Raw genomic sequence first — 13129 nt, 5'->3', positions numbered from 1 at the left:
CGGCGGGCCCTGTCCTCGACTGGACGGGCACTATGACGACAACTCAACCGTTCCGGGAGGGTCCGGGCGGCGACGGGGAGGGGTAGCGGATGACGGTGCGGATCGGCAAAGCCAGGGGCGGGCGCAAGCTCCGGATCGGCAAGCGGCTCACGGGCACGGCGGCAGCCTTCGCCGCGCTGGCCGCGCTGACCGGATCTCAGGTGACAGGCATCGGGCTCGCCCCGGTCGCAGCCGCCGACGCCGGTCCGACGAACGGCTCGGCCGGGCAGGACGCCGGCCGCACCCTGCCCGGCGGCGGCCCCTCGACCGACATCCCCGGCACCTTCGGCACCGGCGTCCCGGCCGACGGCGGCGGCACCCTCCAGCTCCCGCAGCCCCCCGGCACGCTGCCCGGCCCGCCCTCGGCCGGCCCGTTCGCGGCCAACGGGCCCGCACTGCCCGCCACCGTGTTCGCCGCCTACCGTCAGGCCGAGGCCTCGCTGGCGCAGCGCTCGCCGGGTTGCCACCTGCCCTGGCAGCTGCTCGCCGCGATCGGCCAGGTCGAGTCCGGTCAGGCCAACGGCGGCCAGGTGGACGCCGCGGGCACGACCCTGACCCCGATCCTCGGCCCGGCCCTGGACGGCAACGGCTTCGCCGCGATACCCGACACCGACGGCGGCCGCTTCGACGGCGACGCCCGTTGGGACCGCGCTGTCGGGCCGATGCAGTTCATCCCGTCCACCTGGGCCTCCTGGGGCGTGGACGCCAACGGCGACGGCAAGGCCGACCCGAACAACGTCTTCGACGCCGCCGAGGCCGCCGGCCGCTACCTGTGCGCGGGCGGCCGCGACCTCGCCGACCCGGCGCAGCTCGACCGGGCGGTGCTCAGCTACAACAACTCGGGTGAGTACCTGCGGACGGTGCGCAACTGGATGGCGCACTTCGGCAGCGGCACGGTGACGACCGTCCCGAACCGGCCCGGGTCCCCGGTCCCGCCCGCCTCGCTGCCCACGCCGTACCTCCCGGCCCTCCCGACCGACGGTGCGGGCACGGGGGCCGGCAGCACGCCCACCACGGAGCCGCAGCCCACCACTCCGGCCACTCCGGCTCCGGAGCAGTCGCCGAGCGCCCAGCCGACGACGACCCCGAGCGCCACCACCACGCCCACGCCCGGCGGTTCGACCTCGCCCGCCGCGACGCCGACGACCACCCCGAGCGGCGGCACCTCCCCGACGGCGACCCCGACCGGCACGCCCACGGGCACCCCGACGGGCACGCCCACCACCTGCCCGGACCCGACGGCCACGCCCACCGGCACGCCCACCCCGACGGGCAGCCCGTCCCCGACCGCCACGCCCACCGGCACCCCGACGGCAACGCCCCTCCCGGGCTGCCCCACTCCCGCCCCGACCGCGACGGGCACCCCTGGCAGCGCGCCCGGCACCACCCCCAGCGCCGCGTTCTCGCCGTCGGCCGCCCCGACGAAGTGACCCGACGGGCGCGGTTCCTCCCGGGGAACCGCGCCCGCTCGTCGGCTGACTGCCCGCCAGGCCGGCCCGCTACTGCGCCCGGGCCGCGCGGTGCTCGCGCCAGCGGCCCAGCATCCCGTGCAGCTCGTCGATCATGAACTCGAAGAAGGCGGCGCTCTCGGCCAGCCGCTCCCCCGCCACGGTGCCGGCGCCGACGGTGACTTCGCCGTCGCGCAGCACCCGGATCCAGCGCAGCATGAGCTCGTCGCGCCGGGTCAGTGACTCGAACCAGGCGTCATCGAGCACCCGGTAGCGGTCGCGCCGGGAGCCGGGCTCGCGCTCCTTGGCGACCAGGCCGATCTGGATCAGGTAGCGCATCGCGCCGGAGACGGCGGCCGGGCTGATCCGCAGGCGTTCGGAGAGCTCGGCGGAGGTGAGCACCCCACTCTCCTCCGCCATCAGGCAGGAGAAGATCCGGGACGGCATCCGGCCCATGCCCGCGACCACCAGCTCCGCCGCGAAGCGCTCGACGAACTCCGACACCGCCGTGTCGTCGCTCCCCTGCTCCGGGTTCCCGGCCTCCTTCGCCCCCTGCACCACGCTGCTCCCCTTTCCGATGACCGCTCATCGCCGATCGCACTTTAACGTCTTCCAAATCTTCACGTTTTTCTGAATCTACGGTAGCTTCGCAAGCATGACCAAGGCCATCACCCTGTCCGGCCTGCGCAAGACCTTCGGCCGGACCACCGCGCTGGACGGCCTCGACCTGACCGTCGAGGCCGGCGAGGTCCACGGCTTCCTCGGGCCCAACGGGGCCGGGAAGTCCACAACCATCCGCGTCCTGCTCGGCCTGCTGCGCGCCGACGGCGGCAGCGCCCGGATGCTCGGCCGGGACCCGTGGCACGATGCCGTCGAGCTGCACCGCCGCCTCGCCTACGTGCCGGGCGACGTCGAACTCTGGCCCAACCTCACCGGCGGCGAGGCCATCGACCTGCTCTCCCGGCTGCGCGGCCGGCTCGACCGCCGCCGCCGGGACGAGCTGATCGAGCGCTTCCACCTCGACCCCACCAAGAAGGGCCGCAGCTACTCCAAGGGCAACCGGCAGAAGGTCGCCATCGTCGCCGCGCTCGCCTCCGACGCCGAGCTGCTGCTGCTCGACGAACCGACCTCCGGCCTGGACCCGCTGATGGAGGTGGTCTTCCAGGACGTCGTGCGCCAGGCCAAGCACGAGGGCCGCACCGTCCTGCTGTCCAGCCACATCCTGGACGAGGTGGAGAAACTGGGCGACCGGGTCAGCATCATCCGGCACGGCAAGGTGGTGCAGAGCGGCACCCTCGGCGAGCTGCGCCACCTCACCCGCACCACCGTCGAGGCGGAGACCCTGCGCCCGGTCGCCGGGCTGGACACCCTGACCGGCGTGCACGGTCTGCGCACCGAGGGCAACCGGGTCCACTTCGCCGTGGACGGTACCCGACTCGACGCCGCCGTACGGGCCCTGAGCGCGGCCGGGCTGCGCAGCCTGGTCAGCCACCCGCCCACCCTGGAGGAGCTCATGCTGCGCCACTACGGCGACGAGCTGGCCGCCAACGGGCACCGCGTCGAGGGCGAGGCCCTGCGATGACCGCCACCGCCGCCGGACCGGCCGCCGGCCGCACAGCCGCACCCCACCGCCCGGCGACCCGCACCACCCTGGCCGGCACCGTCGCGCTGCTGCGCTTCGCCCTGCGCCGCGACCGGTTCCGGCTGTCCGCCTGGGTGCTCGGCCTCTGGCTGGTCACCGTGGCCACCGCCAACAGCGTCCACACCGTCTACCCGACCGCCGCCGACCGCGCCTCCATCGCACACGGCTCGGACAACCCGGCGGTGCTCGCCATGAGCGGTCCGGCCCACTACCTGGCCGACTACACCTGGGGCGCCATGCTCGGCCACCGGATGCTCGGCCTGCTGGCCGTGCTGGCCGGCCTCATGAGCATCCTGACCGTCACCCGGCACTCCCGGGCCGAGGAGGAGAGCGGCCGCGCCGAACTGGTCCGCTCCGCAGCCGTCGGCCGGCACGCCCCGCTCGCCGCCGCCCTGGCCGCCGCCGCCGTCGCCGACCTCGCACTCGGCCTGCTGCTCGCGGCCGCCCTGCCCGCGCTCGGCATCCCCGGCCTCACCGCCGCCGGATCGGCGCTGTACGGCGCCGCGGCCGCCCTCGCCGGGCTGCTGTTCGCCGCGGTGGCCGCCGTCACCGTCCAGCTCAGCGCGCACGCCCGGACCGCCTCCGGGCTGGCCCTCACCGTGCTCGGCGCCGCCTACGCGCTGCGCGCCGCCGGGGACGCCGGATCGGGCGCCCTGTCCTGGGCCTCCCCGATCGGCTGGCTTCAGCGCAGCTACCCGTTCGTGGACGACCGCTGGTGGCCGCTGCTGCCCGCGCTCGCCCTGACCGCCGCGACCGGTGCCGCCGGGTTCGTGCTCAGCAACCGCCGGGACCACGGCGCGGGCCTGCGCGCCGCCCGCCCCGGCCCGGCCAACGGCAGCCCGGCCCTGGGCACCCCGCTCGGCCTCGCGCTGCGCCTGCACCGCGGCCTGCTCGGCGGCTTCGCGGCCGCCCTGCTCGTGCTGGGCGCGATGTACGGTTCGCTGCTCGGCAACGCCGACTCGATGCTCAAGGACGTCGGGCAGATCCGGGAGGCGCTGGCGCGGCTCGGCGGACACACCCTCGCCGACTCCTACGCCGCACTGACCATGCTGGTGGTCGCGGTGGTCGGCGGCGTCCACGCGGTGCTGGCCACGCTGCGCCCGCGCGCCGAGGAGAGCGCCGGACGGGCGGTGCCGGTGCTGGCCACCGGCGTGTCGCGGTCCGCCTGGCTGGGCGGGCACCTGGCGGCGGCCCTGCTGGGCTCCACCGCCGTGCTGCTCGCGGCCGGCGTCGGCTTCGGCCTGGCCGGGGCGGCGTCCAGCGGCGACGGGGGCGCGTTCCTGCGGCTGACCGGCGCGGCGCTGGCCTTCGCGCCCGCCCAGTGGGTGACCGTGGGTTTCGCCGCGGCGGTGTACGGCTGGCTGCCCCGGGCCACGCCACTGGCCTGGCTGGTACCCGCGTACGCCTTCGTGATCGGCTACCTGGGCCCGCTGCTCGGCCTCCCCGCAGGACTGGACCGGCTCTCCCCGTACGGCCAGGTGCCCCGGCTCCCCGCGGCCGCGATGGACTGGACGCCGCTCGCCGTACTCACCCTGGTCGCGGCCGCTCTGATCGCCCTGGCCCTGGCCGGGTTCCGGCGCCGCGACGTCGACTGACGCCGGGCGCCGGGCCCGCGCCGGACGGTCAGAGGTGCTTGACCAGCTCCGGCATCAGGTCCTGGAAGGTCCGCCCGCCGGCCGGCTGGCCGATCGCCGTCATCTGCCAACCGGTCGCCGTGCGCTGCACCTTGGCCATGATCTGCGCGGTGTACGGCCCACCGCCGGTGAGCGTGTAGCGGGCCAGCTCGGTGCCGGTGGTCTCGTCCACGAGCCGGCAGAAGGCCGCCTCGACCTCCTGGAAGGTCTGCCCGGTGAAGGAGTTGACGGTGAAGACGATCTGGTCGACCTCGGCGGAGACGGTGGTCAGGTCGACCGTGATCGACTCGTCGTCGGTCGCGTCGCCCGCGCCGCCGACCAGGTTGTCCCCGCTGTGCCGGACCGAGCCGTCGTTGCTGTTGAGGTGCTGGAAGAAGACCACGTCCACCGGCCGTCCCTGGGCGAACAGCACCGCCGAGGCGTCCAGGTCGATCTCCCGGCCTGCGGCGAGCAGCTTGGCGAGGAAGCCCTTGCGCTCCGCCGCCTTCCAGCCGAGGCCCATCCGAACCAGGCTCAGCTGCCCACCCCCCGGCTTCTCCAGGCTGATCTTCTGCCCCTTGGCCAGCGAAACGCTCATCGCGTCCTCCTCGTTCTGCCACCGCCCGTGCCGCGAATCTACAGCACTGTAGAGAATTTATGATCATCGACGGTGCCCTGCCAGCACCTGTACCCCGTACTCCCCCGGACCTCACCCCGACAACGGTCCGCACACTGAGGGAACCGGCGCTCCGACGTCTGGCGTAGCCGCGGACCGCAGCCGGACGACCGGGGCGGCGCACGGTCTAGGGTCGGCCCCGAGGCGGCACCCGGCTGCAACGGCGCGCCGTCCGCGCACCGATCGCAGTGCTCACGACCGTTCCCGGGCCGTGCCGAAGCGCGTCGGCCCACTCACGCTGGGGGGACCACCATGCCCGAGCAGCACGAAGGAACCGAACAGCACACAACACCGGAACGACCGGGGGGATCGCGCCTCGGCCGCCGGCGGCTGCTCCGGGCCGGCCTCGGCGCGGGCGGCGCACTGGCCACCGTCCGACTGCTGCCCGGCGGCACGGCCTGGGCGGCCGCGGCACCGGACACCGACCACGGCACCGCCCAGTACGACGGCAGCTGGCCCGCCACCACCCGGGCCGCCGCCCTGCGCACCACCACCTCCGCCCAGACCTGGCCGGACTGGGCCCGCTACGCCCGCATCGCCGACGGCACCTTCAACGAGCCCGCCGACATGCAGGGCGCCGTGGACGCCCTCAAGGCGCAGGAGGTCAGCGTCATCGAGCTGGACACCCTGCTCTCCGACTGGCTCACCGACGCCCAGTTCGCCGCCCACATGGCCGAGGTGAGGACGTTCACCGGCCTGGCCCACGCCGCCGGGCTCAAGGTCGTCATGTACTACCCGTCCCTGGAGCTGATCTCCCCCGGAGGCGAGAAGGGCCGCTCCTTCTACAAGAACGACCAGGGCAAGAACTGGGTCCAGCGCGACCTCGCCGGCAAGCCCAACGTGTTCTACGGCAGCGTGGTGGTCTGGGTCGACCCGGGCGACGAGAGCGTCTGGCTCAGCCCCAACTCGCCCTGGCGGGACTACTACCTCAAGCGGATCAAGGGCGTGGCCGCGACCGGCGTGGACGGTATCTGGCCGGACGTCCCGATCTACTTCGACGGCGTGCTCTCCTGGTGCGACGCCTCCACCTGGGGCGCGGCCGCGTTCAAGTCCGACACCGGCCTCGACCTGCCCAAGGCCGCGAACTTCGCCGACCCGGTCTTCCGCCGCTACGTCGAGTGGCGCCACCGCAACCTGCTCCGGTTCCAGCTGGACATCGCCGACGCGGGCCGTTCGGTCAACCCCGACCTGGTCACCTTCGTCGAGACCGTGTCGATGGACTACCGCTACGCCACCTCGATCGGCCTGGACGGCGGCTACCTGCGCCAGGCCCCCGGCGCCGTCAGCCAGGTCTGGGAGGTGGACATCCTCGGAAACTACGACGGCATGCGGCACGCCACCGCCTCCGACTGGGTCTGCCTGATCTCCATGTACAAGTACGCCCGCGCCGCCAGCGGCACCAAGCCGGCCTGGGCGTTCTCCTACGGCTGGCAGGCCGACGACGCCTCGCTGGTGATGTCCCAGCTGATCGCGGCCGGCTGCAACCCGTACGAGGTGAAGACCCCGTTCAAGAACGACACCGTGGACGCCGCGATGCGCACCCGGATGTACCGCTTCGTACGCACCAACCAGGCGAAGCTCTACGACCCGGTCTCGATCGCGCAGGTCGGCGTCTACCACTCCGCACCGTCCCGGGACTACGTGGCCCCGGGCGAAGGCAACGGGATGTACGTCAACGCCACGGCCCCGGCCGGGATCACCGACTGGTGGGGCGGCGACGACCCGCAGATGAGCTGCGCCTCGATCCCCTGGCTCGGCGAGTTCCGGGGCACCGTCAAGGCGCTGGTGTACGCCCACGTCCCGTTCGACACGGTTCCCAGCCCCGGCCTGACCGCCGACGACCTGGCCCGCTTCAAGGTCCTGCTGCTGCCCGACCTCCAGGCGGTCTCGGACGCCGAGGCGGCGCTGCTGCGCGGCTTCGTCGCGGCCGGCGGGACGATCGTGATCACCGGCCCGGCGCCCACCGCGCTGGACGAACTGGGCGGCCAGCGCAGCGAGTTCGCGCTCTCCGACGTGCTCGGCCTGCGCAGGGCCGACCCACTGCCCGCCACCAGGCAGAACTCCTACGGCAGCGGCAGCTGTTGGTACGTCAAGGCGCTGCCCGGGCTGAGCTACCTGACCAAGACCGACCAGGCCTCGGCGGACCAGCTTCTCACCGCCGTCCGGCAGTCCGCCCCGCCGGCGGTCACCCTGGCCGGGGACCGCCGGATCTTCCTGGACGCCCGGCGGCTCGGCGCGGACACCGTCGTCCACCTGGTGAACTTCACCAACTTCGGCGACACCCCGGCGGCGTTCCGCAGCACGCCCGCCAACTGCACGCTCTCCTACGCCCTCCCGGCCGGGGCGAGCGTCACCGCCGTCACCGTCGCCGGCCCGGACGGCACCGACCCGGCGCCCAAGGCCGTCCCGTACACCGTCACCGGCGGGACGGTCAGCGTGCCGCTGACCGTCGCGCAGTACTCGGTGGTGACGATCACCGTCGGTTAGCGACGGCCTCGCGGGGCACCGGGACACGCCAGAGGGCGGCGGGGTTGGCCTCGCCGCCCGGGGCGGACTCGAAGGCGATCCACTGCCCGTCCGGGGACCAGCTCGGCGCACCGTCGTAGGCGGTGTCGTCGCGGGTCACCCGGACGGGAGGGGCACCCGGGGTGCGGCCGTCCGCCGGGACCACGAAGACCTGGGCGTTCGGCAGGTCGCCCAGGTTGGAGGAGAAGACCAGGAAGCGGCCGTCCGGGGACCAGCTCGGATCGGTGTGCTCGCCCGGCGCTTCGGTGACCCGCCGCAGTCCGCCGCCGTCCGCGTTCACCGTCCACAGCGACCAGTCCTCGCGGCCCGCGCTCCGCCGCTGGAAGACGATCCGGTCGCCCTTCGGGGACCAGTTCGGCTGCCGGTTGTCGGTGCCGGTGCCCCGGCCGTCCACCAGTAGGACGGGCGCACCACCGCTGCGGCGGACCTTCCAGAGCGAGCCCTGCCCGGCGGTGTCGTCCTGCACCGCGGCGCGCTCCGGCTCCCGGCTCTGCTGGAAGACGATCCACTCGCCGTCCGGGGAGAAGCTCGGCTCGCTGTAGCCGCTGTCGTCGGCGTGGCTGGTCACCCGCTCGGGGGCGCCGCCCGGCCGCATCAGCCAGACCTCGTCGTGCCCGGACTCCCGGTCGGTGGCGAAGGCGAAGGCGTCGGCGGCGGCGTTCCAGCTGCTGCCGGGGAGGTTGACGGCCGCCTTGTCGGAATCCTCCAAGACCTTGCGCGGCGCGCCGCCGTCCAGCGGCAGGATGCCGAGGGCGGCGGCGCCCTTGTTGTAGCCCTCGCTGAACTCGGTCAACAGCACCGAGCGGCCGTCCGGGGCGAAGGCCGGGTTCTGCGCGCTGTGGCCGCCCCCGGCGCGGTAGAGCAGCCGGGCACCATCGGCGCGGCGCTCGGCACCGGCCGGGGTGGCGTCGGCCGACGGCGCACCGGTCACGGCCGGGCCGCTCGGCGACGGACCGGTCGGGGACGGACCGGTCGGGGACGGGCCGCTCGGGGACGGGCCGCTCGGCCCGGGCCCCGGCCTCTCCTCGGAGGAGGAGCCGGAACCGGAGCCCGAGCCGCCGCATCCGGCAAGCAGCAGCGCGACGACGGCCAGTGCCGCCGGGAGCATGCGAATCCTCATGCCCCACAAGCTAGTTGACGTAGCGTCAGGTGTCGTACGCCGCCAGGCGGATCAGTCGTCGCCGTCCAGCAGGTGCTGCCGCACCTCGTGGAAGGTCCAGGCCCCGCCGACCGGCCGGGAGAAGACCCACACCAGGTCGAACCGGTCCGGCCAGGCCGCGGGCACACCACTGTCGGCCGCACCGAGCGCCTCGACGATGCGCGGGATCCGCGAGTGCTCCCAGCAGATCAGCACCGGCTGCGCCCCGGCCAGTGCGGAGCCGGCCAGCGCCGACTCCTGGGACTCGGCGTACGCGGTGTCCACGGTCAGCCCGAGCCGTCCGGCCAGCGGGGTCACGGTCTGGCGCATCCTGTGCGCGCCGCCCAGCGGGCCCCGGTCGGCGGCGGCGAGGATCCGGGCCGGGGTGCGCAGGCCGGGCGCGGGCGGCACGAACAGCGCGGGCAGCGCGTTCGCCCGGGCCCAGCCGGCCCCGGTGAGCGACTTGCCGTCCGGCCGGCCGCTCTCGTCCAGCCCCGGATGGCCGCCGTCGGGCTTCTCGCCGTGCCGGATCACCATCACGAAGGCCTCACGGCCCGGGTCGCTCGCTTCGGCCGTCGCGGCGGTCCGCTCCGGCTTTCCGGCCGAGCAGCCCGCCAGCCCCAGCGGGGAGGCGGCCGCCAGTGCGCCGAGCACGGCCCGCCGACCGGGCCGGCCCGTCACCCGGCGCTCCGCTCCAGCCGCACCAGCGCGTCCACCGCGACCCGGCCGCCCGCCGCTCCCCCACCCGCCCCACTTCCCTCGCCGCCCTCGCCGCCCTTGTGCCCGGGCTCGCCGCCCACCGTGCGGTGCACCCGCTCGGCGCGGACGGTGCGCAGCCCTCGGTCGGCGAGGTCGGCCAGGACGTCCTCCGGGGTGAAGAGCACGGCCGGGTCCTGCGGGCCGCCGACGCCCTCGGTGAGGTTACTCAGGTCGTGCCCGATGACCAGCAGGGTGCCGCCGGGGGCGAGCGCGTCGGCGGCCCGGCGCAGCGCGGCCCGGCGGTCCGCGGCGGGGATCTGCAGGTAGGCGACCAGGACGAGGTCGTAGCCGGCGGCGGGGGCCTCCAGCTCGCGGGCGTCGCCGTGGCGCCAGGTGAGCCGGTCGGCCACCTCGTCGGGCAGGTCGGCGGTGAGCCGTTCGGCGCGCTCCAGGGCGACGGCGGAGAAGTCCAGTCCGGTGACCTCCCAGCCCTGGGCGGCCAGCCAGATGGCGTTGCGACCCTCTCCGGCGGCCAGGTCGAGGGCATGGCCGGGGGCCCTGCCCGCCAGTTCGCGGACCACCCACTGGTTGGGCGCGGCTCCCCACACCAGCTCGCTCGCGGCGTAGCGGTCGTCCCAGTCCTGGCTGTCCATCGCGCCTCCTCCGTTCGACGGGCCTGCTCGTTCCGGCCAACCTACCGGGCCACCGCCACCCCGACCGCCGATACCCGGGCCGCCGCCCGGGCCGGAGGCGGTCCAGCGGGCGGACACCCTTGACGGCGAATATTGGTCCAGTCCAATCTGTTCAGTCGTGACGTGCACGGGCCGGCCGCCCGGCGCGTCCGCGCACCACTCGTCAGCACGCGTCACCAGCCCGCGCGCCCCCACCGCGCCCGGGCCGGCTCCCCTCGGCCCGTCCGGGCCACCGCACCGCCGGAACCCCCACACATCCGGAGGACCCACCGCATGCACGACCGTGTCCTGCCCGCAGCTCAGCCCGCCGGGGAGCGCGCCGGCCGCCGGGCCGCCCAGCGCAGAAGAGCCACCGCACTGGCCCTGGCCGCCACCCTGACCACCAGCGGCGCCGCCATCGCCCTGACCTTCGGCTCCGCCTCGGCCGCCCCGGTCAACCTGCTGGCCAACGGCGACTTCGAGGCCGGCACCCTGGCCGGCTGGACCTGCTCCAACGGGTCGGTCGTCACCACGCCGGTGCACGGCGGGAGCCGCGCGCTCAGCGGCGCCGCCTCGGCCGCCGACACCGCGCAGTGCCAGCAGACCGTCACCGTCCTGCCGAACACCACGTACACCCTGGCCGGCTGGGTCCAGGGCAGCTACGTCTACCTGGGCGCCACCGGCACCGGCGTCAACTCCTCGGTCTGGACGCCGGGCGGGACCGGCTGGAACCAGCTGAGCACCACCTTCACCACCGGCGCCACCACGACCTCCGTCACGGTCTTCACCCACGGCTGGTACGGCACCGGCACGTACTACGCGGACGACCTCACGCTGACCGGCCCGGCCGGCCCGACCGCCACCGGCAGTCCGACCGCCGGCCCGACGGCCACCGCGAGCCCCACCGCGACCGGAAGCCCCACCGCTACCACCAGTCCGACGGCGACCGGGAGCCCGACGGGCACCCCCACGACCACCACCCCGACCCCGACGGGCACCGCGAGCGGCCCGGCCGGGGACGGCAAGGTCACCACCCCGACCGGCTTCGCGGTCACCAGGACCACCTCCAACGCGGTGGTGCTCACCTGGCAGCCATCCACCCTCACCAGCGGTGACGGCCCGGTGTCCTACAAGGTGTGGTCCAACGGCCAGCTGGTCGCCACCTCGATGGGCACCTCGGTCGCGGTCAGCTCGCTGCTGCCGGGCAAGAGCTACACCTTCAGCGTCCAGGGCTACTCCGGCAGCCACGCCTCCGCCCAGTCCGCGCCGGTGAGCACCACGACCGCGGCCGCCCCCGCGCAACAGCCGATCCGCTCGGCCTACTTCGACCAGTGGGGCGTCTACGAGAACGCGTACCACGCGAAGAACGTCGACACCAGCGGCGCGGCGGGCAAGCTGGACGTCATCCACTACGCGTTCGCCAACATCGACCCGACCAGGTTCACCTGCTTCCAGGCGGTGAAGGCCTCCGACTCGGCCAACGAGTCCAACCCGAACGCCGGCGACGGCGCGGGCGACGCCTACGCCGACTACCAGGCCGACTACAACTCCGGCACCAGCGTGGACGGCAGCAGCGACACCTGGGAGCAGCCGCTCAAGGGCAACTTCAACCAGCTGCGCCAGCTGAAGGCCAAGTACCCGAACCTGCGCTTCACCATCTCGATCGGCGGCTGGACGTACTCCAAGTACTTCTCCGACGCGGCGGCCACGGACTCCTCCCGGAAGGCCTTCGTCTCCTCGTGCGTCGACATGTTCCTCAAGGGGAACCTGCCGACCGGCGTGGCGGGTGACGCCTCCGGCGGTCCGGCCTCGGCCGCGGGCCTCTTCGACGGCATCGACCTCGACTGGGAGTACCCGGGCTCGGCCGGCGGCCACACCGGCAACCACTTCTCCGCGGCCGACAAGCAGAACTACACCCTGCTGCTCAAGGAGTTCCGCACCCAGCTGGACGCCCTCGGCGCCGCCCAGGGCAAGCGGTACCTGCTGACCGCCGCGCTGCCGAGCGGCCAGGACAAGGTCGCCCAGCTGGAGACCGACAAGATCGGCGCCTACCTGGACTACGCCGATGTGATGTCCTACGACATGCACGGCGCGTGGGACGCCACGGGCCCGACCAACCACCAGGACCCGCTGCACGACAGTCCGGCCGACCCGACCACGCCGATCACCCCGGGCACCCGCAAGTACAACGTGGACACCACGCTCGCCGCGTACACCACCGGCCTGCCCGAGTACGGGATCCCCGGCGGCTTCCCGGCGAACAAGATCGTGCTGGGCATCCCGTTCTACTGGCGCGGCTGGACCGGCGTCCCGGCCGGCGCCGGCTACGGCCTGTACCAGAGCGCGACCGGCCCGACGGCGAAGAAGCCGCTGAGCCAGGAGTCCGGCCTGGCCGCCTGGAAGGAGCTCAACGCGACCGCGGCGCAGACCCACTGGGACCCGGTCACCGAGAGCAGCTGGGTCTACGACGGCACCAACTTCTGGACCGGCGACACCCCGCAGGCCGTCCAGGCGCGCGGGGCCTACGCCAGGAGCAAGGGCCTGGGCGGGCTGTTCGCCTTCTCCCTGGAGAACGACGACGCCTCCGGCACGATGCTCAACTCGATGGACAGCAGCCTGCGCTGACGGTTGGCCAGGACCTCACCGGAACGAACTGCGACGGCCCGCGCGGAACCTC

The 13129-nt window shown here is 74.2% G+C and carries 10 protein-coding genes; 5 read left to right on the top strand and 5 right to left on the bottom strand.

Annotated elements, in window-relative coordinates; all coding sequences use genetic code 11:
- Positions 1-89 precede the first annotated feature (89 nt).
- Complete coding sequence (locus ACFU7Y_RS08055) at positions 90-1469, top strand: lytic transglycosylase domain-containing protein (protein ID WP_380766839.1); 1380 nt, start codon at positions 90-92, stop codon at positions 1467-1469.
- A gap of 69 nt (positions 1470-1538) precedes the next feature.
- Here ACFU7Y_RS08055 and ACFU7Y_RS08050 read toward each other — a convergent pair whose 3' ends face one another.
- A complete protein-coding gene (locus ACFU7Y_RS08050; protein ID WP_224285281.1) occupies positions 1539-2048 on the bottom strand; it encodes a GbsR/MarR family transcriptional regulator in 510 nt (169 codons plus the stop codon).
- Between the two features lie 94 nt (positions 2049-2142).
- On the opposite strand from ACFU7Y_RS08050, the gene ACFU7Y_RS08045 reads away from it, so the two are divergent.
- Together ACFU7Y_RS08045 and ACFU7Y_RS08040 are read left to right on the top strand one after the other, a co-directional pair.
- Positions 2143-3069 (top strand): ABC transporter ATP-binding protein, encoded by a 927-nt coding sequence (locus tag ACFU7Y_RS08045; RefSeq protein WP_224285282.1) that lies wholly within the window; start codon positions 2143-2145, stop codon positions 3067-3069.
- Positions 3066-4724 carry an ABC transporter permease gene (locus tag ACFU7Y_RS08040; protein ID WP_380766835.1) on the top strand — a complete coding sequence of 553 codons (1659 nt, stop codon included), beginning with the start codon at positions 3066-3068 and terminating at the stop codon, positions 4722-4724. Before ACFU7Y_RS08045 ends, ACFU7Y_RS08040 begins: the two co-directional genes overlap by 4 nt.
- Before the next feature lie 28 nt (positions 4725-4752).
- On the opposite strand, the gene ACFU7Y_RS08035 is transcribed toward ACFU7Y_RS08040, so the two are convergent.
- A complete protein-coding gene (locus tag ACFU7Y_RS08035) occupies positions 4753-5340 on the bottom strand; it encodes a TerD family protein (RefSeq protein WP_224284496.1) in 588 nt (195 codons plus the stop codon).
- A 330-nt stretch (positions 5341-5670) separates the two neighbouring features.
- Here ACFU7Y_RS08035 and ACFU7Y_RS08030 point away from each other — a divergent pair, with 330 nt between their 5' ends.
- Entirely contained in the window at positions 5671-7905 is a 2235-nt protein-coding gene (locus ACFU7Y_RS08030; RefSeq protein ID WP_224284495.1) for a hypothetical protein, read from the top strand.
- Here ACFU7Y_RS08030 and ACFU7Y_RS08025 read toward each other — a convergent pair.
- Genes ACFU7Y_RS08025 through ACFU7Y_RS08015 form a run of 3 tightly spaced genes read right to left on the bottom strand, consistent with a single transcriptional unit; the run spans position 7892 to position 10434 of the window.
- Positions 7892-9064, bottom strand: a complete 1173-nt coding sequence (locus ACFU7Y_RS08025) for a hypothetical protein (RefSeq protein WP_380766832.1) — start codon at positions 9062-9064, stop codon at positions 7892-7894. The two genes, ACFU7Y_RS08030 and ACFU7Y_RS08025, sit on opposite strands and share 14 nt — an antisense overlap.
- Before the next feature lie 51 nt (positions 9065-9115).
- Positions 9116-9763, bottom strand: a complete 648-nt coding sequence (locus ACFU7Y_RS08020; protein ID WP_380766830.1) for a hypothetical protein — start codon at positions 9761-9763, stop codon at positions 9116-9118.
- The gene (locus ACFU7Y_RS08015) at positions 9760-10434 is read right to left on the bottom strand and encodes a class I SAM-dependent methyltransferase (protein ID WP_380766827.1); all 675 of its coding nucleotides are present in this window, start codon (positions 10432-10434) and stop codon (positions 9760-9762) included. Before ACFU7Y_RS08015 ends, ACFU7Y_RS08020 begins: the two co-directional genes overlap by 4 nt.
- 312 nt (positions 10435-10746) lie before the next feature.
- Here ACFU7Y_RS08015 and ACFU7Y_RS08010 point away from each other — a divergent pair, with 312 nt between their 5' ends.
- The gene (locus ACFU7Y_RS08010; protein ID WP_224284918.1) at positions 10747-13077 is read left to right on the top strand and encodes a glycosyl hydrolase family 18 protein; all 2331 of its coding nucleotides are present in this window, start codon (positions 10747-10749) and stop codon (positions 13075-13077) included.
- Positions 13078-13129: the final 52 nt, after the last annotated feature.

The sequence above is a fragment of the Kitasatospora sp. NPDC057542 genome (assembly GCF_042801945.1).
Classification (GTDB): Bacteria; Actinomycetota; Actinomycetes; order Streptomycetales; family Streptomycetaceae; genus Kitasatospora.
Note: the sequence above shows the minus strand (reverse complement) of the source record. Positions and strands in the feature narration are given on the sequence as shown.

Bases quoted from the DNA above. Each gene is read 5' to 3' on its own strand.
- ACFU7Y_RS08055 (WP_380766839.1), top strand. From the start codon at position 90: ATGACGGTGCGGATCGGCAAAGCCAGGGGCGGGCGCAAGCTCCGGATC.
- ACFU7Y_RS08045 (WP_224285282.1), top strand. From the start codon at position 2,143: ATGACCAAGGCCATCACCCTGTCCGGCCTGCGCAAGACCTTCGGCCGG.
- ACFU7Y_RS08040 (WP_380766835.1), top strand. From the start codon at position 3,066: ATGACCGCCACCGCCGCCGGACCGGCCGCCGGCCGCACAGCCGCACCC.
- ACFU7Y_RS08035 (WP_224284496.1), bottom strand. From the start codon at position 5,340: ATGAGCGTTTCGCTGGCCAAGGGGCAGAAGATCAGCCTGGAGAAGCCG.
- ACFU7Y_RS08030 (WP_224284495.1), top strand. From the start codon at position 5,671: ATGCCCGAGCAGCACGAAGGAACCGAACAGCACACAACACCGGAACGA.
- ACFU7Y_RS08025 (WP_380766832.1), bottom strand. From the start codon at position 9,064: ATGAGGATTCGCATGCTCCCGGCGGCACTGGCCGTCGTCGCGCTGCTG.
- ACFU7Y_RS08015 (WP_380766827.1), bottom strand. From the start codon at position 10,434: ATGGACAGCCAGGACTGGGACGACCGCTACGCCGCGAGCGAGCTGGTG.
- ACFU7Y_RS08010 (WP_224284918.1), top strand. From the start codon at position 10,747: ATGCACGACCGTGTCCTGCCCGCAGCTCAGCCCGCCGGGGAGCGCGCC.